Annotated in this window: 16 protein-coding genes, 2 pseudogenes and 1 CRISPR repeat array (1 of these 19 cut by a window edge); of the genes and pseudogenes, 7 read left to right on the forward strand and 11 right to left on the reverse strand. The window is 38.4% G+C overall.

Annotated features, from left to right (window positions below):
* Positions 1 to 164: a CRISPR direct-repeat array (repeat unit 29 nt; unit sequence GTGTTCCCCGTAGGTACGGGGATAAACCG) (it extends 291 nt beyond the left edge of the window).
* A 190-nt stretch (positions 165 to 354) separates the two neighbouring features.
* Genes XBJ1_RS16030 through XBJ1_RS16040 form a run of 3 tightly spaced genes read left to right on the forward strand, consistent with a single transcriptional unit; the run spans position 355 to position 3,661 of the window.
* Complete coding sequence (locus tag XBJ1_RS16030; RefSeq protein WP_012990079.1) at positions 355 to 1,374, forward strand: hypothetical protein; 1,020 nt, start codon at positions 355 to 357, stop codon at positions 1,372 to 1,374.
* A complete protein-coding gene (locus tag XBJ1_RS16035) occupies positions 1,374 to 2,525 on the forward strand; it encodes a BamA/TamA family outer membrane protein (protein ID WP_012990080.1) in 1,152 nt (383 codons plus the stop codon). Before XBJ1_RS16030 ends, XBJ1_RS16035 begins: the two co-directional genes overlap by 1 nt.
* Positions 2,526 to 2,533: 8 nt before the next feature.
* Positions 2,534 to 3,661 carry a DUF4056 domain-containing protein gene (locus XBJ1_RS16040; RefSeq protein WP_038199352.1) on the forward strand — a complete coding sequence of 376 codons (1,128 nt, stop codon included), beginning with the start codon at positions 2,534 to 2,536 and terminating at the stop codon, positions 3,659 to 3,661.
* Positions 3,662 to 3,728: 67 nt separating this feature from the next.
* Here XBJ1_RS16040 and XBJ1_RS16045 read toward each other — a convergent pair whose 3' ends face one another.
* Complete coding sequence (locus XBJ1_RS16045; protein WP_232503291.1) at positions 3,729 to 4,259, reverse strand: MarR family winged helix-turn-helix transcriptional regulator; 531 nt, start codon at positions 4,257 to 4,259, stop codon at positions 3,729 to 3,731.
* Positions 4,260 to 4,544: 285 nt separating this feature from the next.
* On the reverse strand, positions 4,545 to 5,732 hold the full coding sequence (locus XBJ1_RS16050; RefSeq protein ID WP_012990084.1) for an MFS transporter: 1,188 nt from the start codon (positions 5,730 to 5,732) through the stop codon (positions 4,545 to 4,547).
* 199 nt (positions 5,733 to 5,931) lie between these two features.
* Here XBJ1_RS16050 and XBJ1_RS16055 point away from each other — a divergent pair, with 199 nt between their 5' ends.
* On the forward strand, positions 5,932 to 6,822 hold the full coding sequence (locus XBJ1_RS16055) for a LysR substrate-binding domain-containing protein (RefSeq protein ID WP_012990085.1): 891 nt from the start codon (positions 5,932 to 5,934) through the stop codon (positions 6,820 to 6,822).
* Between the two features lie 53 nt (positions 6,823 to 6,875).
* Here XBJ1_RS16055 and XBJ1_RS16060 read toward each other — a convergent pair whose 3' ends face one another.
* The 8 genes from XBJ1_RS16060 to XBJ1_RS16095 all read right to left on the reverse strand — a co-directional run bounded on the left by XBJ1_RS16060 (position 6,876) and on the right by XBJ1_RS16095 (position 16,518).
* Complete coding sequence (locus XBJ1_RS16060; protein ID WP_012990086.1) at positions 6,876 to 8,585, reverse strand: formyltransferase family protein; 1,710 nt, start codon at positions 8,583 to 8,585, stop codon at positions 6,876 to 6,878.
* 78 nt (positions 8,586 to 8,663) lie between these two features.
* A complete protein-coding gene (locus XBJ1_RS16065) occupies positions 8,664 to 9,668 on the reverse strand; it encodes a thioesterase domain-containing protein (protein WP_038199340.1) in 1,005 nt (334 codons plus the stop codon).
* Positions 9,605 to 11,464 carry an amino acid adenylation domain-containing protein gene (locus XBJ1_RS16070; RefSeq protein ID WP_038199349.1) on the reverse strand — a complete coding sequence of 620 codons (1,860 nt, stop codon included), beginning with the start codon at positions 11,462 to 11,464 and terminating at the stop codon, positions 9,605 to 9,607. Before XBJ1_RS16070 ends, XBJ1_RS16065 begins: the two co-directional genes overlap by 64 nt.
* 38 nt (positions 11,465 to 11,502) lie before the next feature.
* Entirely contained in the window at positions 11,503 to 12,333 is an 831-nt protein-coding gene (locus XBJ1_RS16075; protein WP_080515979.1) for an asparagine synthase C-terminal domain-containing protein, read from the reverse strand.
* A 19-nt stretch (positions 12,334 to 12,352) separates the two neighbouring features.
* Positions 12,353 to 13,047 (reverse strand): IS1 family transposase gene (locus tag XBJ1_RS21020; protein WP_143827646.1). Its coding sequence is split into 2 segments (ribosomal slippage): positions 12,353 to 12,792 and positions 12,792 to 13,047, totalling 696 coding nucleotides; the frame shifts between segments, so codons are not numbered across the junction.
* Positions 13,048 to 13,084: 37 nt separating this feature from the next.
* Positions 13,085 to 13,825, reverse strand: coding sequence for an asparagine synthetase B family protein (locus XBJ1_RS16085; RefSeq protein WP_012988252.1), 741 nt, complete (start codon positions 13,823 to 13,825; stop codon positions 13,085 to 13,087).
* Positions 13,826 to 13,852: 27 nt separating this feature from the next.
* Positions 13,853 to 15,190 carry a 3-phosphoshikimate 1-carboxyvinyltransferase gene (aroA, locus tag XBJ1_RS16090; RefSeq protein WP_038199794.1) on the reverse strand — a complete coding sequence of 446 codons (1,338 nt, stop codon included), beginning with the start codon at positions 15,188 to 15,190 and terminating at the stop codon, positions 13,853 to 13,855.
* Between the two features lie 26 nt (positions 15,191 to 15,216).
* Positions 15,217 to 16,518 (reverse strand): 3-phosphoshikimate 1-carboxyvinyltransferase, encoded by a 1,302-nt coding sequence (locus XBJ1_RS16095; RefSeq protein WP_012988255.1) that lies wholly within the window; start codon positions 16,516 to 16,518, stop codon positions 15,217 to 15,219.
* Positions 16,519 to 16,958: 440 nt separating this feature from the next.
* On the opposite strand from XBJ1_RS16095, the pseudogene XBJ1_RS22635 reads away from it, so the two are divergent.
* A pseudogene (locus XBJ1_RS22635) lies at positions 16,959 to 17,164 on the forward strand (IS256 family transposase); the annotation flags it as partial.
* Between the two features lie 98 nt (positions 17,165 to 17,262).
* On the opposite strand, the pseudogene XBJ1_RS21025 reads toward XBJ1_RS22635, so the two are convergent.
* Positions 17,263 to 17,946, reverse strand: a pseudogene (locus XBJ1_RS21025) (IS1 family transposase); the annotation flags it as partial.
* A gap of 51 nt (positions 17,947 to 17,997) precedes the next feature.
* Between XBJ1_RS21025 and XBJ1_RS16110 the strand changes: the two are divergent.
* Positions 17,998 to 18,288, forward strand: coding sequence for a hypothetical protein (locus tag XBJ1_RS16110; RefSeq protein ID WP_012988259.1), 291 nt, complete (start codon positions 17,998 to 18,000; stop codon positions 18,286 to 18,288).
* A gap of 45 nt (positions 18,289 to 18,333) precedes the next feature.
* Positions 18,334 to 19,028 (forward strand): IS1 family transposase gene (locus XBJ1_RS21030; protein WP_143827612.1). Its coding sequence is split into 2 segments (ribosomal slippage): positions 18,334 to 18,589 and positions 18,589 to 19,028, totalling 696 coding nucleotides; the frame shifts between segments, so codons are not numbered across the junction.
* Positions 19,029 to 19,038 lie beyond the last annotated feature (10 nt).

Consider the following 19,038-nt stretch of genomic DNA (forward strand, 5'->3'; position numbering starts at 1 on the left):
TGAGTTTATTGTCGTGTTCCCCGTAGGTACGGGGATAAACCGGTAATGCCGGATTAAAAACGGGGATTGAAATTGTGTTCCCCGTAGGTACGGGGATAAACCGCCTGCAATGGGAACATACTTCGCGGGGTCGTAGTGTTCCCCGTAGGTACGGGGATAAACCAACAGCAGAACATATCTTCCCATAATAGCAAGACTCACTATGACTCAAACTCGTCATAGAGAAATTGTTTTCACTAAAGTCACTATACGAAATATTCAACTTTAGTTACTCATTTTCCAGCATTATTCGTTAACAGACTTCATATAACCTATGATAATCTACTGCGTCCTTCATTTTTCTTTGAGTTTATTATGACCTTAACTAACTTCAGCAAATTGTTAGCCGCTACACTTTGTCTTGCGACTTCATACAGCTATGCAGATGGTGAGCGCCCACTTTTTTCATTGACGATGGCAGAGTCTGGTGTATCGCAGACGAATAACGATGGGAGTTTATCTCATTCTACAAAATCAGAATCCCGCATTCTGCCGATTTGGGGTGATGAAGCGCGAGCTAAAGGCTACGATCTGCCTGAGCCATTTGGCGCAAGTTATGGTTATATGAATCTGCGTCAGGATATCATTATAGACAGCATTAAATTTCAATTTACCAATCCGCTTGTAGATAAGAGCTTTCGAAATCTGATTGCAGTCAATGCAGGTGATACCCGAGAAAAAAATGAATCTCATATGCTTAAACTGGATACTTGGGTTCTGCCTTTTATAAATGTATACGGTGTATATGGGAAAACCAAAGGTACATCAAAAACCAATCTTGATAGTATTTACTTTATGGACATGGAAGACCCCTGGCTTAAAAACATTCCTTTTGAATTAAATTTCGAAGGAAAAACCTATGGTGGAGGGGCAACTTTTGCCGGTAGTTATAACCAATTTTTTGCTACATTAGATGCTAACTACACACGTACCACTCTAGATATTTTAGATGGGGATATTAGTGCCCTTGTCATTACTCCACGCGTTGGTTATGAATTTGTCTTCGAACCATTATTCACTGGTCAGGGAAACACCAAAGTTCAGGTATGGGTAGGTGCTATGTACCAAGATATCACCCAGCGTTTTAAAGGTGATGTAAGTAAACTCAATTTACCATCCGACCTAGCTGATTTGTTTGGCTCACTTACAAATAATACAGCGGATAACGGCAAATATAAATCAGACATCAAATTCGACGTCGAGCAGCACCTTGCCCATAAATGGAATAATACCGTTGGCGCACGTTTCGAAATCACTCGTAACTTCAATATCCTATCTGAAGTGGGTTTCGGCAACCGAAACAGCCTCTTTGTTTCCGGTGAGTTTCGTTTCTAATGTTCGGCTACAAGACAATCAAGAGGCTGGTGATATCCAGCCTTCTTATTTTTAGCGTATCGTCAGCACAGGCTGATATCTTGCCCAATCGGCAGAAAATCGATGGTTGGCTCAGCGAATTAGGTGGCAGCAATCAACTCGATGCCAGCAAAAAGGTTGATTGGGGTGTGCTGCCCGGTCCTTTTTACACTCCTGAAATGGGAATGGGCGTCGGAGTCGCTGTAGTCGGGCTTTACCGTCCCGATAACTCAGACCACACCAGCCAGACCTCCTCACTGGGTCTCAGCGGTTTTGCTTCATCTACCGGCGCATTTGGCCTGAATTTTACCAATTACAATTTTCTTGCCCGTGATCAGTGGCGGTTATTTGTTTCCGGAACGCTAAATAACACGCCGACTTATTATTGGGGCAAGGGTTATGATGCCGGTAAAAATAATGGCAATAAAGAGAAATATCGAGCGCAGGAATTTGATATTCGCCCTCGCCTGCTCTATCGCGTGACAGATGCTACGTATATGGGATTAGGCTGGCATTTCTCATCCCTCAACGCCAGTGATCCGGATATCGGTGCCGCAAAATATTTCGCGCAGTCCGTCGGCGGACGCTCCGTCACCAGTTCCGGTGTAAGTGCATACTTCAGTTATGACACGCGGGATTTCCTGCCTAATGCAAAACACGGGCAGGCGTTTGAAATCGTTTATACCTATTTTTCCCCGGAATTAGGGGGAGATAATCGTTTCAATACCACACAGTTACAGTTTTCGACTTATCACCAGCTATCCGAAAAATCCGTGCTGGCTTTCGATAATTATGCCCGTTTCAGCTCTGGCGATGTGCCGTGGAATCAATTATCCCTGCTGGGCAGTAGTCAACGGATGCGCGGGTACTATGAAGGGCGCTATCGCGATACCAATATCTTAACGTCACAGTTAGAATTAAGACATAAACTTGACTGGCGCCACGGTATTGTCGGCTGGATAGGCACAGGTACATTAAGTGATTCTCCTTCAAAGCTAGGTGCAAAGCACTGGCTCCCTTCTATCGGTGTGGGCTATCGTTTCGAGTTTAAGCCACGCATGAATGTCAGATTAGATTTTGGTGTTGGTAAAGACAGCACTGGATTCTACTTTCAGGTAGGGGAAGCATTTTGAAGTCATTGATGACGCTATTATTCAGTTTCCTGCTCATGGCATGTCAGGATAAATCCACTCCCATCATGCCTGTAGAGCCTGTACTCATCAGTGACACTCAAGAACAGCCAGAGATCGACTGGCCAGTGTTGACACCTATTGAACCACCTGAAGGCTTAAGAGCCTGCTGCGCATTCGGTTACGATCTTAAAACCGAGGTGGTGGGGATTCCCGTTCCTTTCTATGATATCGACAATATCGTGGAGGCCGAGAAACTGGGCGAACATCACTATAACGACAGTGCTCTGGGTGCCAGTGCTGCTTTATTGGGGATAAGCAATGAAAAAATCGGCCTGTTATATACCCAGAAAGGTGGGTTTATTGATATCTCCCATGTGAGAGATACCGCAGACTATACGCTGTACCTCTTTAGCCAGATTTATGCTCACCTAGGTCAGGAGCGGAAATTAAGCCTAAGTAATGAGCTTGCGGCGCGTAAAATTCACTTTTTTGCCTTTACTCCACCTGTAGATCCCGTTGAGCGCTACACTTTAAGCGCTTATTTAGCGGCAAAACTGGCATTTCAGTTGGCGGCTTGGCACGAAATCGCCCAATGGTATGGCTATCAATCAGTCCCAGGGTTCCCCGAGGGCATTTCTGCGTTTTCCCCGGAAGACCTCTATTCCAATCTCTTGGGAGCAAGGCTGGCTCTGACCCTGATTCTGCAAGGTCACGCTTCTTCGGTAACTCAATTTACTACCTCAATGGCAGCCATATTGCCTTCTGCTTTGCATAAACTCGAGCCTTATTCCAAATCAGACACAAAAAAGATGTTTAATCAGGTCGACGGGCTATGGTGGAACAGTCATGAACGTATTCCACAAAAGTTTTTAGTCCTGCGCAGGAATTATGAAATCCAAGACAATCGTTATCCATTAATGCCTTCAGGCAAAGAAAAGTTTGCGCGGCGTCTGTCCCTGCCTGATGAATATAAGCCGTTTTCGCTGGATAAATTGGCTGAACTACAGTTATGGCCAACCGAACAGATGAAAAACTTACCTGTTCCCAATTCCTATTGGACAGTGAAAGACTTTAACGCGTTGGCAGAACATGCCCAGCATGAAGATGCGCGACAATTGTTATTGAGTAGCAAATAAATACAGCAGCCAGTGACTCGGCAAAGCCTTTCGATTAAATTCGTAAGGAGATAGCTCCACTATCTCCTTACTCTTTCCCGAATCTCCCCAACGCCCTGCGCATCGGCGTATGCCGCTTAATCAGTTCCTGCAAAACCTCTTTCAGTAACTGACTTTTACCGCTTCCCAGCGGTTCTAGTATGTTTTTTTCATGGGATTCTGCTTCTGCCAGTAATCCGACCACCACTTGCTGGCCGCTGTCGGTAAGATGCACTAACGTGATACGGCGATCTCCCCTACCATTGGAAAAACGAGTGACATGCCCCTGCAACTCAAGACGCTGTAATACTCGGGTAATTGTCGGTTGTTTACTGACTGTTTTTTGCGCTAGCAGGCTAATGCCAATCGGACCACTTCCAGCCAACGCCGATAAAACACGCCATTCCAGCACGGACAACCCCCGCGCCTCAACGATGTCATGAAACTCAGAAGAAACCAGCATCCATGCTTGCCCAAGCAAAGCAGGCAAGTAATTATCAACAAACACTTTTGAATCCGGCATAGTTTCAACAACCTTTCTATTTCGGGAAGTTTTGTCTTCCGATTCTAAAAGGTTCATCCGTGAAAAACACGCTCACAATAGTCACCCCATCAATGTTTTCCTGATACAAGTGAACCAAATCTCAGGACGTATGTATGCAGCCCAAGTTGTTTCAATATCATGCAGGCTATCGTAATAGATGGGGAGATAACAGGCGTGAGACTCTTCAGCGCGGGATACAAAGCCCGTTATGGTCAGATGCCGAGTGAAAGTTTATGGCGGAGATGATGTGATTAATTTATATGGCAAAATTTAACGCAGCCCATTGTTATCGCGTGGGCTACGTTAGACATAACATTAATCTCATTGCAGCGTGGCTGGGAAGCCATGTTTTTTAGCTCCCCAAGCGATTATCAATCCCACCACAAGCAATCCAAGCAAAGTCCAAGGGAAGATATGAACACCCTGAGTGTCTAGCAATATGCCTCCCAACATACCGCCAGCAGCTATCGACAAATTCCAGACGGTAACCAAGATTGATTGAGCGACATCTGCACCAGAACCCGCAGCATCCGCAGAGGCCGTCTGCAATAGCGCGGCTGCTCCGCCAAAAGTTAGCCCCCATATTGCCATAGAGATATAAATTACAGCAGGCAAAATACCAGCAAGCCCCAATGCCAGTGCGACCAAAGCAAATAATCCGATGCTTATCAAAACAAGCGACCGCAAATATTTATCGATCAATACCCCAATCAACCATATGCCAAGGACTGAAGAAGCCCCGAAGATTAGCAAAATTATGTCAACTCGATGGGAAAGACCCGCAGGAGCAAGAAATGGCATGATGTAGGTATAAAGGATACTATGTGCCAGCACCCAGAAAATAAGTACCGTTAATACTGGCCGAACACCGGGAGTGGCAAATACCGAACTTATCGATAAACGTTTTTCTGATGATTGGCCGGGATAATCTGGCACCCGTAAACGAATCCAAACCATGACCGCTAAAGTCAACAATGAGAGTAGGCCAAACGTCATGCGCCACCCAATCAGTGAGCCAAGAAATGCCCCTAAAGGAACGCCTAATGAAAGTGCCAGTGGTGCTCCTACCCCGGCAATGGCAAGCGCTCTCCCTTTTAGTGGTTCTGATGCCATCCGGCGCGCATAACCCGCCAACATACCCCAAATTAAACCTCCGGCCATCCCTGCAAATAATCGGGCAATCAGCGCAAAAGTATAATTAGATGTCAATATAGTCAGTGTATTAAAAACAAACAACGCGCCTAAAACTACCAATAAAAGCGGACGGCGTCGCCAGCTTTGAGTTGCCGTCGTTAATGGGATAGCCGCAATCACAGAGCCAATGGCGTACAACGTGACAAATTGTCCTGCCATCGATTCCGAAATATTCAATCCCATACTAATTTGCGCCAACATTCCCGCAGGGACAGTTTCTGTCATCAGCGCCAAAAAACCCGTCATTGCCAGTGCAAGCAATGACGCTAATGGCAAAGCATTTGTTTCACCCGTGTGACTTGTGGTTGATCTCACTTAACTGCCCTCCTGTAAAATTCTTTATCTGAAAATACATAAGAGCGATTTAAATTATACGCACCCTATGAGGTTCACAGAATATGTGGATTGCTAGATCGGCTCATAGGTAAACAGTATGAAGGCGCATATTAGTATTAAAAACAGGCTACAGTTCAAAATATATATGACAAATATGTCATCAATAGGAAAACGAATAATGGATAACTTTAGCGTCCTTGAAGTGTTTGTTCGAGTCAGTGAAGTACGGAGTTTCACGGCAGCAGGCAATCAACTCGGCGTGTCATCCTCCGCTATAAGCAAGGCAATAAGTCGCCTCGAAGAAAAGCTACGCGTACGACTTTTCCACCGTTCCACACGCACAGTGACCTTAACTCCAGAAGGTACACTTTTTCTCAAACGCTGCCGCCGCATTCTGAATGAAATAGAAGCCGCAGAAAATGAACTTTCCCAGTCACAATCTGTACCGTCTGGAAAGTTAAAAGTGAGTATGCCATCAATTGGCGTACTCTTTATGCCCAAGTTTGCCGAGTTCAGTCAGCAGTACCCAGAAATTGAATTAGAAATAGACAGCACTGACGGCTTAGTTGACTTAATTGAAGAAGGATTCGATGCCGTAATACGCACCGGAGAACCTGCTGATTCACGATTAATGGCACGTGTGCTAGGCTCTTACAAAAGAGTTATCGTCGGTTCTCCCACCTACTTTCAAAAATTTGAAATACCTAAAAAACCAGAAGAACTGATTAATCATTTCTGCATGATGTATCGTTATAAAAGCACAGGCAAGCTGGATATTTGGCCAATAAATCAAGATAACCCAACTTTGCAGCTAGAATGGCCTACCAGAATGGTAACTAACACACTTGACCCTCTCGTGTCTTTTGCAGAAAATAGTCTTGGAATTACTTGTATTCCTGATTTAGCCATCAGAGAACAGTTGAAAACAGGAAAGCTGATAACAATTCTGAATGATTTCAATAATGACATAACGACATGCAGGATACTTTGGCCTTCAAGCAAATATTTATCTCCCAAGTTAAGAGTATTTATAAATTTCATGGTCGAAAATCTATTTAAGAATGAGTGAAGTATGAGTGTCTAGTATTCAATATGATACTGGACACTCAATTAATTTCAATACTAAATAATTCCAAGGGTTCCGCATTGAGATAATAAACTCTTCAAAGGAAGATTTGGATTAGATAAAAGGAGTCTATCCAAACTAATTATATGATCAGCCATTCTCTTTAAATCAGCATTTTCAATATGTGATGAATTAGATATCCAACGAAAAGCCCCCTTAACCGGATCAATTTGCATTGTCAGAGAAGCATTATTTTTTTCATATAATTGATAGACTGCTGGTTTAACTTCTGAGTTTATGAAATCTATAATGCTAATTCTAACATTACAGATATACTTTGAATACAAAGATTCAGTTGAGCGCAATTGTGGATATCGACAAATTATATCTTTATGGAAAGTTTTAAATTTATTAAGTATAGAACGCTCAACTGATATAGAACTATATAAATCCAATGCAGAGCAATTAAAGTCAATATTAAATTCAAAAGGAACTGAAGCTGAAAAAAAGATAGAGTAATCTATAACCTCATGTTTAGGCAGTTCAGTTGCACAATCCAAATGAAAATATTGAACATCATTAACCAATGCTAAATATACAGCAAATGCTCCCAATATATTAACCAATCTTTCTTCACTTGTAACATTTTCAATATCAATATAAAGATTCCAGTTATAATATATTTCAAAAATACAATCTAAGTCATGATACAGAGTGTCAAATTTGAAATTTAATGGTCTAAATGATTCTAAACGATTAACCCAAAATGATTCATATGGTGCTAACTCCTCATGTTCCTGAGTTAAATCTTCTAAATCAGAATTATTAATAATTGGTAATGAATCACCAACGCTTATGCAAAGCATATCAGCCAGAAAATCTGCCCGCAAATCTTCCCCGGTCAATTGAATAAATTCTATTCTGATATCTGTCGTTCCGGTAGTTACAATCCAGAAATTTTGTGCTATATCCACTAAAATACCTGCCTGCTTATGTGTTGAGACAGAAAGTACTTCAAGTGTTTTCACTATTCCTATAATATTTATCAAATAAACTTTCGGAACACATAATGGATTGCGATAACGCTCACCGAAAGACAAACCACGTACTAAAGCTGACAGTTCTTCTGCTGAATGTGCCCACTGTAAACATGCTCCAGCATATGGACGTTTCCGACTAGAAAAAAAACTTCTCTCTGATACATTTTGCTTCACATATTCTATGGATTTTCCTCCTTTAATAAGAGATATTAATTTTTTAAATCCTTCAAATGCCGCATTATAGCATTTCATATTTAATGAAAGAGCTGTGTCAGAACGATTAATTTCTACATTTTGTTGAACTGCTATATCTCCCGCGTCAACCACGGTAGCAATTCGATGCCAAGTAACTGCATACTTATCCTCCATTGCAAAAAGAGCCCATGAAGTCGCATGAGTTCCTGCATATTTAGGTAACGGAGCATCATGATAATTAAATGCACCTAATTTAATATTATCTAATAGTGCAGAGGTTAAAATAATTGGATTTGATATAGAGAACAGCCATTCAACAGAGTTGTTAGATACTAAAGATTCTAAATCCTGAATAGTATTGATACATTTTAAACCTTCTTTTTTAGCCCATAAAAGAAATACTGAATCTAAAGGCATAACTACCTCAAGATGAATACCTATAGAAAGTAAGAATTGACAGCATCTAACAGCTAAAGTACCTTGACCAATAATTACAAAAGTGTAGTTTTCACTTGACTCCATTGTTTTCATAATAATTTTCTCATATTAGAACCAATTTTACATAATTCATATAAAAACACCACTAAGTATTATTCTAAAATATAAGAATCACATCCAATTAATCAACATACGCATTCTTGACAGTAACTCATTAATCCCTGGCTCTTTTAGTAACTCAAAATGAGGTACATTAATTTGGGCAACATCAGGAATGTTAATAAAACAATTACTATTGGTTTCAAAATAAGACAATTGATCGCCCTTAGCACTAAATATTTTTACAGGGGCAGTAATTAATCTATTATGAAAGATACTTTCCGATTCCGAACTTAAGCTTTCAGAAGTAGTTATGACAACTCTAGAAATTCTTTTAATTAGATCAAGGCTTAATCCTGAATGTCTTTTACTAATAAGACTTGCGAAATCATCCTCATCATTTACATAGTCTAAATATTCCAATAAATCTTGATCATCTGAACTTCTTGAAAAAACTGAAAATAGCAGAGAGACCAAACTTTTATTCTCATAGCCACTAGATTTATCTGATGACTGGAGTTGTAACGAATGTCCTTTAGTCATACCTGGAGCAATCAGTACAAGTTCTTCAACCTTTTCCCCCAACTGCTCAAGTTGATAAGCAGCTTCAAAAGCTAAAATGGTTCCAAATGAGTATCCCCAAAGGACATAAGGACCTCGTGGTTGTTTATTTCTTATTGCAGTAATATCAGCATGAACTAATTTTTGGATAGAACCATATGGTCGTTCATCTTCATTTAGTCCAAACGCCTGTATTCCATAAAAGGGACGAGCTTTGCCAAGTTTTTCAGCAAGTAGCCTAAGGCTCATAGGATATCCACCTAATCCAGGCCAACAAAAAATTGATGATAACGCCCCATGTGGCTGTAGAGAAACCAATCTCTCAGCATATTTATTACTATTTACATCAACTAAACAAGCCAGTTTTTCAATTGTCGACGCTTCAAATAAAGCATGAAGTGGCAAATTAGAACCTAGTCTATTATTTATTGATTGTATGATATCTACCGCACTTAATGAATCACCACCAAGAGAAAAGAAGTCATCATAAACAGAAATACTATTTTTTTCAGGCATTCCATCCAGATACTTTGTATCACTCTCTCGTTTATAGATTTTGGTTCAGATTTTTCTTTAAGACTCTCCTTGCCAAAAATTTTTTCAATCTTATTGAAATCAATTTTTCCTGTTATTGTTAAAGGCATAACATCAACAAAAACGAATAAAGTAGGAATCATGTAATCAGGGATACGTCTGGCCAACTCTTTTTTTAGAATAGAAACTAACTCTTGGTGATCGTGATTTTCTTTTAATATCACTCCTTCTGTACTAAGTTCAACACATGCAATCAGAATAGATTGGCTAACATCATGATATTTATTCATTACAGCAGCAACATTAATTAAAGGTAATGATTCTAATTCTATTTTTATTTCTTCTAATTCAACTCTCATACCTCTAATTTTTATTTGATTATCTTTCCTTCCAATGAAATAAAATGAACCATCCATGCTTTGATAAGCAAGATCTCCAGTTTTATAGGACATGATAGGCGTATTAGATCCCGTTGGGATGAAAGAAAAGAAATGTTTATTTGTTAAGTTTTCTTGATTAAAATATCCTCGTGCAATTTGAATGCCTGATATATAGAGTTCACCAGAATTACCACTGGAAACAGATCTACCGTTTTCATCTAAAATATGAAACTCAGTATTATCAACCGGTCTACCAATTGATACTCCTTCATGATGTTCTTTTTTTATTCCAATTGAAACATTATAGAATGATGCATTACAAGTGAATTCTGTCGGACCATAGACATTAATTAACTCGCAATTAGGTAATGTATCCAAGCATTGCAGTGCCAATTTCTTTGTTAAACTTTCTCCACCACAAAGAATATGTGAAAGTGATGAACATTTCGCAAATTTATGCCTGTTAACCAGCGATTGCAACAAAGTCGGTACACACTGCAACAAAGAGACATTGTTTTTTATAATATCATCTATTAACTTCGAAATATTTTTGTTTATACTAAAATCACTAATAACTAACTGAGTACCACAACAAACAGATAGCATTTCCCATTGAGCAGCATCGAAACTAATAGATGTTTTATGTATTATTTTTTTATCTCTGCTTAAAAAACCTTTTTTATTCAACCATAGCATTTGGTTAACTATTGAACGGTGCTCTATCATTACTCCTTTGGGTTTTCCAGTGCTACCTGATGTATATACAATATAAGCAAGGTTTTCTGGTTTTAGCTCCCTTGGTTTAGAAACAGATTTTGTCTTCGCACTCATTTTTACATAATCAATGACATCACTAATCGTTATTAAAGTAATATCACTACTAATAATATCTAAAATTTTAAATTTTACCTTTTCCTGAACAAATATATATTTCATTGAGGAATTTTCTATCATATACTTCAAACGCTCAGGTGGATAATCTGGTGCCAATGCCAAGTAGGCAGCCCCCGAAAAAATAATTCCCCATACCCCAATTAATTGTTCTAATGATGGTTCAACAAAAAGACCTATACATTCATCTATAGAACAATTCAGATAGCGTAAATAATTTGCAACATGCAAACTAAGATGTGCCAATTGCCAGAAGCAGAGTTTATCATCACCATCCACAATAGCGACATTATCCGGTATATGGCGTACACTTGATAAAAAAAGGCCTGGCAAACATTGATCAATGGCATATTCAAAACGTTCTTCTTGACCACTAGTAGACCAAGATATACTTATCTTATCATAAGATAATGAATTTTTTAGTTCCACTAACTCTCGAATATCTAATTCAAATCCATTTATATTCAATAGCCTTTCCCAAGATTTATTTTGTGTTACTGAATGCATATCCTATACCTCGTTACAATTCAAAAATTCATAATGAACTAAGATATGAAATCGAAATATCCTGATGCTGTATAATCTTTTCCTAGTTTTTTAAACCTTTCATCAGGTAAATGATATCCATTATTTAAATATTTATTTGCAAAATGAAAAGAACTTTTATCGTTCAAACCAATACTTTCTAGCATCCTGAGCACATCTTTAGGAATTTGCAGATCGACACTATTGACATAATCAATTAATATATTCTTTACACCACTGCCATCTGGCATTCTAATTTTAGGCCTGTCAATAATGTAATCCGGCAGAAAATCTCGGAACGCTTCTCTAAGTATATATTTTTCAACTCCATTATTTATCTTCAATGATTCATGAAGGCTTAATGCATAACGTACCACTTGATTATTCATAAAGGGTACTCTTGCTTCTACAGAGTTACGCATACTAGCGCGATCAACACGCTGCAAATCAGTACGATGTAAATTATTTAATCTATAAAGTGAAAGCTCATCAATAGAAGGATATGTTTTGAATAAATCATAGCCGCAAAAAATCTCGTCACTTCCTTCTCCACATAAAGCCACTTTGAAACCAAGCTTATTAGCAATAAAATAACCAAAATTTGCTATAATAGAGTCTACTGAGTCTATTTTTTCGAAGAATTCTCCATAATATACTGCGCTATCAATATCATCAATTAAATCTTGCTCTGTAAATGTATATATTATCTGACGTATTTTATTTTCTTCACAAAATTTCTTTGATATTTTGATATCGTCTGAACCAGGTAAACCAAACGAAATTGCAGTAACATTAGAATGATATTTATTTGCTAAAGCCAATACAATAGCACTGTCTATTCGGTCATGTATTAAATGATTAGATTAGGTATTAAAAATAATGTTCACGTTCAATAAAGGTTCCTATCACTTTATCGTGCATTTCTTCCGATTTTGAATACCCAATGGTTTTTCTATTCAGCCTTTTGATTCGGGTACGATGCGTTAAATTCGTTCTCTCTATACGCTGAGTAAACGCCTTTCCAGTCAAGTGCTCTTCCTCGGGAAGTGGGTCATAAACAACATAGTCATCCGTGCAGTAAAACCGAATAGTAAAGGAAGATAAGAGGGTAAGCAGCTTGTCTAACGTTTTTCGACTGCGATCGCCAAAAACATGAGCCACTATTCGCTTCAGGCGGGGTTCCCAAGCATACCAAAGCCAGCGTTGGTTTTTCTTATTGCCGACAAACGACCATTGCTCGTCGATTTCACAGACAATCTGGATGCCACATTCCGCAAGGGGAAGTGTCGTTACGTTTCGGGGTCTGAGGTTTTTAATGTTTTCATGACGGTGGCGGTGGCGACTTTCAGGATCCGAGCGGTGTCACGAATTCCCCCGTTATTCATCGCGATATCGATAATCTGTTCTTTAACGCCGGGTTTGCAGGCCTGATAGGTATACGCCAACTGAAAGACCTTACAGCAGCTATAACAGCGATAACGAGGATGTCCGCCATTTCCTTTCCCATGTCCTTTGACCTGTTCTGATTTGTGGCAATAACGGCAATAGACATCAACTTTGGCCATACTTCATCCTTAAAAAGCCGGAAGCATATCACAGCAACTAACCATTTAATACATGACCGTCTATTCCACCACTAAACATAACAGCAACCGGCAGATCAGTGTCAACTTGAGACTCAACCGCCTCTTCCATCAACTTACGAACTTTTTGTTTTGCTACAAGATAACAATCCTTGCTTTTTTCTATAGATTTATCATAACGAGTATACTTATAAAGCTCATTACCATCATAAAGACTCCCAGGCTCAAGTGTCTTAACTTCAACATCAAGTGCTAGAAAAGATTTCATTTCTGATGCCACATACCAAACATCATTCTTTTTTGCATAGTAAAGAGGCTTTATACCCACGTGATCTCTACCGATCAGAAACTTTGATTTTCTATTATCATATATGACAAATGCAAACATTCCATCTAGCATATTTACAAATTCTAAATCATATTCAATATATGCCTTTAATATTACCTCTGCATCTCCATATCCTTTAAATTCGTGTCCTCTTTTGATAAGTTTTTCACGTATTTTTTTATAATTGAATATTTGCCCATTAAGGATGACATGAATATCCCTTTCTTCGTCTGAAACAGGTTGAGTCGCGGTTTCTCTCTCGACAATTGCCAAGCGATTTGTGGCAAGCCCAACGTATTCTTTAACTAGGTGTTCATTAAAACGAGATAAATCTCCTCGATGTTTAATCCTTTCTATCATAGAGAAAAGCTTATTATCCAATTGTTCAATTAAAATTTTTTTTGTCGTAAAAATTGCTGCAATTCCACACATAAAATATTTTCCTTTACTAAAATAGGATTATTTTAATTTAGCCAGCTCATTAACTTTCGCACCTAAGGAACGAATTTCAGAAAAATATTCTGGGTAAGTTTGCCCTACATGAAATGGTTCTTTTATAATAACAGGCTCACTACAATGAAGGCCTATTGTTGTGAGCCCCATAATAAGTCCATGATCGTAATGTCCATCTAGAACCACCCTGCCTTTATATCCTTTGGGGTTCCCATGGATAATGAGTTGATCATGTTTTTCATCTGATTTTACCCCTAGTTTTGATAATTCTTTTCTAAAATCAGATATCCGATCAGACTCTTTATAACGGATATGCTCAATGTTATAAAAAATACTTGTACCAGAGGCTAATGAAGCTCTAGCCGCTAATGCGGGAACTGCATCAGGGGCCAAAGAACCGTCAAAATCTAAAGGACGAATTTCTGTACTCCCTCTAATTATTATCGTTTCATTCCCAATAAATTCGATATTAGTCCCTGTATCGATTAGATATTGAATCACAGCACCATTTCCCAGTTCTTCTTCGAAGAAACCATTCAATTGAACTTCTGATTCTAGGGAGCCACAAAGCGCAAGGATTGCAGCAGTGCTAGCTGGATCAGAACCTACTGTAAAATCACTTGCCTGCAATCGACATCGACCATGTACAAAAAATTCACGAAAATCACTATCATATTCGATTCTAATACCCGCTTTCTTAAGGTTATTAATTGTTGTGTGAACCATTGATGGAGCTGTTATTTTGTCGACTACCTTTATAGTTAAGTCATTATCCATCACTGCTCCAAGATATAGTAATCCACTTAAAAATTGTGAGCTTTTTCTACAAGATACCTCTGTATAATCATTTAACTTTCTATCAGACTTAATCCTGATAGGAAGTCGATGCTCTTCTCCCAATGCTCTACATTGAACATTCAACATACATAGCGCATTAACCATTTCTGTTTGAGAACGAAATCCAAGAGAGGCGTGATAATCGGTTATAAATTTTGTCTCTGGTAAGAAACCCGCTACCCCCATCAACAACCTCAATACTACCCCTGAGTTACCTGGATTGAACTCTAAAGGCTGGTTGATAGAACTCACGTCAATTCCATTTACTATCAAATTACCTTTATCTTCTTTGAAAACAGCCCCCAATCGCTCACAATTAGATTTCATCGCTATGGTATTAAAACCAGTAGCAATATTTCTGATAATACTTTTTCCAGAAGTAATGGAAGAAGTTAGAAGGGCTCGAGTTGAGGAACTTTTAGAAGCTGGTAAGTTAAGTGTACCCTGTAAACGTTTCGAATAAATCACCTCAACAAATTTACTATCTTTATCAATTCTTTTAGACATTTTTCACCCTCAAAGAAATAATTTAACTATTTAATATGAACGCCTAAATTCCTCAGCGTATCGATATAATCGGGAAATCCATCATTTAATTTATCTATATCGTATATTATGGATTCTTTCTCAGCACCGAGCGATGCTATGAGATTAGCAGCACAAATTCTATGGTCACCGTAACTTTTAAGTTCAACTCCTCCATTCAACGGTCCTTTTCCTTCAATATATATTGACTCAAACATTCCTACTCTATCGAATATTAGAACACTACTCCCTCCCATTGTTCTTATATTTTCATTAACAATAAATGCTCGTTGACTTTTATGATTATTTATTCCCCTTACCCCACTAAAAATTTTTTTTCCTTTCAAATTAGATGAAGCAGCAATTATGTTTACGGCTACGGAAGGAAGCTCTTTCAATGAAAATTCACCATCCCATAACCTAATCGACTGCCTGAATATTCTCAAATTATTCCAATTTGAATCATACTTAATAATTAGACCTATACTTTGATAAAATTTAAATAAATCACGTTCATTTATTGTGTCATTAAAATAATAATTTCTTATCAATACATCACTAACACCTTTTGAGCTTAATATAGAAGATGCTATATAGCTTAATGATGTGAAATCAGAGGGTATTTTTATTTCAATATCTTTAGGTATATATTTAGTTACTTTAAAGTGCTTTTGTTCATATGTAACCATGCTCCCTAGAAGGGACATTGATTTTATCGTCATATCAATATAGCCCATTTTACTGCCGTCCATAACTATAGGGACTATATTTTGTTTGCTGAAAGGAGTGACAAATAGAGCAAACGTAATGAACTGAGTGCTATTCAAAACAGTCAATGGTTTTTTTATATTAGTTTCACTCTTAGTGATTATAATCTTTTCATTTTCAATACGTTCAATATGAATATCTAAATAATTACAGAAATCTTCGTCAAACACACTCTCTCTATTAAATAAAGATTCATTGCATTTTATTACTATTTTTTCATTATCAATGAGAGATGCTAAAGCTGCGCACATTCTGAATAACATACCTGAACCACCTGCATATATCTCCCCATTATACGATAAATTTCTACCTACACCACGAAGTAACAGTGTTGTTCCATCTTTATGCAATATTTCTAGACCAAATTTTTTCAGAGCATTAATTTGATTTTCAGTTTCTACATTCCAAGATATATTAACAATTTTCGTTGTATTTTCATTCAGTAAAGCTAGTAATAATGCACGCTGAATATGAGGTTTAGATGATGGTATAAAAACTTCACCAGTCAGGCCAAAACTCGGAAAAACAGTAACCTTGCTCATATTTTCCCTTTTTCCTAAATGAAAGTTTTAAATATTTATATAATCACGGATCATCACTTTATAACACGCCATGGCTCTTTAAATAATTAATATAAATTTACAATCATGGCGAATAATCCTACATTGAACAATTTATAAAATATATTTAACACGAATTATTAAGTATGTTTATCCTTAAGATAAATAGCTTAGAGTTCACAACTCTTATGACTATACAGTCACAAATTCATTTCTTACCAATCCAAAGTAATTAATAAAGTAAGCTAATTATATTCTTTCTAAAATACTATCCAATGATTTTACTTTCCTGAATTTTCCTCATAAAGACGATAAGCGGCTGGAAAAAAATTCCAAACTCATCATTGTGAACCCGTATTAAGAGCTTTGTATATCGACAATCCTTCCAGAGATCAAAGAATTTGCTAGCTTTACCAAAAGAAACTGATGTCATTGAATCCCTGAACAGTATCCGTCATGCCATCAAGAAACGTCAAAGCTTCCCATCAGATGATTCAGTGAAAAAAGGTAGTTTGGCTGACCATTCAGGGCGCATCCAAAAAAGTAGACAATACTGCTCAGTGGCTGGCGTATAACGATGATCCGCTTCATGATGGAATTCGGTGACAGCCTAAACGGCCACTTTTAAATGAGATGGAGATTCCACAAAATCGTAAATAGGGTCTCAAAATCCCCTAATATTCTGTTTAACTCCCCTCCAATATTCGGTAATGACTCCAAAGGGTTGTAATGATGTTTTTCAATATATGCGCCAATGAGTTTTTCGTGGATTTCCATCGAACGTGAGTAACAAATGGTTCTTCTTCTCGCCAACCTCTTGATATGAATTCGCAGGTTGAGATTATGCCGCTCTATACGTTGGGTAAAAATTTTGCCTACCAGATATTTTTCCGGCATAACTTCCCCAGTTATCGGTCGTGATGAAACGAATATTAAAAGGCGCCAATAAGTTGAGCAATTTTCGGCAGGTTGCATCTGTTCGGGGGTCAAAGACATGGGCGATGATTTTTTTCCTTTTAGTATCAAAATTATACCAAAGCCAATGACGTTGTTTTTTATTGCCTATCAAAGACCACTGCTCATCCAATTCACAGATAAGTGTGATATCGTCATAAGCGATCTGTCACGATGTTACTTGTTTTGGCGAGAGTTTTTTAATGTCCGCATCACCGTATTGATACCGAGACCTAATATACGGCCTGTGTCTCTCACGCCAGAGCCATTCATTGCCATATCCACAATTTTTTCTTTCATACCCGGTTTATGGCCGTTGTAACGATAGTTGAGTTGAAAGGTTCTTTGGCAACCTTTGCAATAGTAGCGAGGGAAGCCAGCCTTACCTGTTCCGTGTTTGCGTACAGGTTCTGCTTGGTCGCAATATCGACAAGTCACTTCTATCGTAACAGTCATGATGATATCCCATTAAAAAGTACAAGAATATCAAATTAACGCTTTGAAGTCATGACCAGAATATCTGGGTTAGATTGGCTGACATTGGCAAGCCTAAGAGATTCAGAAAATATGATTATGAGTTATGATGAGGTTGATGATGAATTAGCTGGTATTACAATGTGGGGAAAATTGACAGAATGGTTTGAAAAATCAGGGTATGAAAAAGTATTTAGTAATGTCGGCTTATCCCATTCTAATATAGATGACATAGTAACTCTTAGTGATTACTATAACAAAGGATATCATGTTGTTACTTTGATTTCAGCAGGAATGTTATCAGATTTTGGGGTCATGTATTAAATGGTTAGTTGCTGTGATATGCTTCCGGCTTTTTAAGGATGAAGTATGGCCAAAGTTGATGTCTATTGCCGTTATTGCCACAAATCAGAACAGGTCAAAGGACATGGGAAAGGAAATGGCGGACATCCTCGTTATCGCTGTTATAGCTGCTGTAAGGTCTTTCAGTTGGCGTATACCTATCAGGCCTGCAAACCCGGCGTTAAAGAACAGATTGTCGATATCGCGATGAATAACGGGGGAATTCGTGACACCGCTCGGATCCTGAAAGTCGCCACCGCCACCGTCATGAAAACATTAAAAACCTCAGACCCCGAAACGTAACGACACTTCCCCTTGCGGAATGTGGCATCCAGATTGTCTGTGAAATCGACGAGCAATGGTCGTTTGTCGGCAATAAGAAAAACCAACGCTGGCTTTGGTATGCTTGGGAACCCCGCCTGAAGCGAATAGTGGCTCATGTTTTTGGCGATCGCAGTCGAAAAACGTTAGACAAGCTGCTTACCCTCTTATCTTCCTTTACTATTCGGTTTTACTGCACGGATGACTATGTTGTTTACGACCCACTTCCCGAGGAAGAGCACTTGACTGGAAAGGCGTTTACTCAGCGTATAGAGAGAACGAATTTAACGCATCGTACCCGAATCAAAAGGCTGAATAGAAAAACCATTGGGTATTCAAAATCGGAAGAAATGCACGATAAAGTGATAGGAACCTTTATTGAACGTGAACATTATTTTTAATACCTAATCT

The sequence above is a fragment of the Xenorhabdus bovienii SS-2004 genome, assembly GCF_000027225.1.
GTDB lineage: Bacteria > Pseudomonadota > Gammaproteobacteria > Enterobacterales > Enterobacteriaceae > Xenorhabdus > Xenorhabdus bovienii_C.

What these genes read in the sequence shown, in the direction of transcription:
- XBJ1_RS16030 (WP_012990079.1), top strand. Translation starts at nt 355, where the DNA reads ATGACCTTAACTAACTTCAGCAAATTGTTAGCCGCTACACTTTGTCTT.
- XBJ1_RS16110 (WP_012988259.1), top strand. Translation starts at nt 17,998, where the DNA reads ATGACCAGAATATCTGGGTTAGATTGGCTGACATTGGCAAGCCTAAGA.
- XBJ1_RS16035 (WP_012990080.1), top strand. Translation starts at nt 1,374, where the DNA reads ATGTTCGGCTACAAGACAATCAAGAGGCTGGTGATATCCAGCCTTCTT.
- XBJ1_RS16045 (WP_232503291.1), bottom strand. Translation starts at nt 4,259, where the DNA reads ATGAACCTTTTAGAATCGGAAGACAAAACTTCCCGAAATAGAAAGGTT.
- XBJ1_RS16055 (WP_012990085.1), top strand. Translation starts at nt 5,932, where the DNA reads ATGGATAACTTTAGCGTCCTTGAAGTGTTTGTTCGAGTCAGTGAAGTA.
- XBJ1_RS16085 (WP_012988252.1), bottom strand. Translation starts at nt 13,825, where the DNA reads ATGTGTGGAATTGCAGCAATTTTTACGACAAAAAAAATTTTAATTGAA.
- XBJ1_RS16060 (WP_012990086.1), bottom strand. Translation starts at nt 8,585, where the DNA reads ATGAAAACAATGGAGTCAAGTGAAAACTACACTTTTGTAATTATTGGT.
- aroA (WP_038199794.1), bottom strand. Translation starts at nt 15,190, where the DNA reads ATGTCTAAAAGAATTGATAAAGATAGTAAATTTGTTGAGGTGATTTAT.
- XBJ1_RS16070 (WP_038199349.1), bottom strand. Translation starts at nt 11,464, where the DNA reads ATGCATTCAGTAACACAAAATAAATCTTGGGAAAGGCTATTGAATATA.
- XBJ1_RS16065 (WP_038199340.1), bottom strand. Translation starts at nt 9,668, where the DNA reads ATGCCTGAAAAAAATAGTATTTCTGTTTATGATGACTTCTTTTCTCTT.
- XBJ1_RS16040 (WP_038199352.1), top strand. Translation starts at nt 2,534, where the DNA reads ATGACGCTATTATTCAGTTTCCTGCTCATGGCATGTCAGGATAAATCC.
- XBJ1_RS16095 (WP_012988255.1), bottom strand. Translation starts at nt 16,518, where the DNA reads ATGAGCAAGGTTACTGTTTTTCCGAGTTTTGGCCTGACTGGTGAAGTT.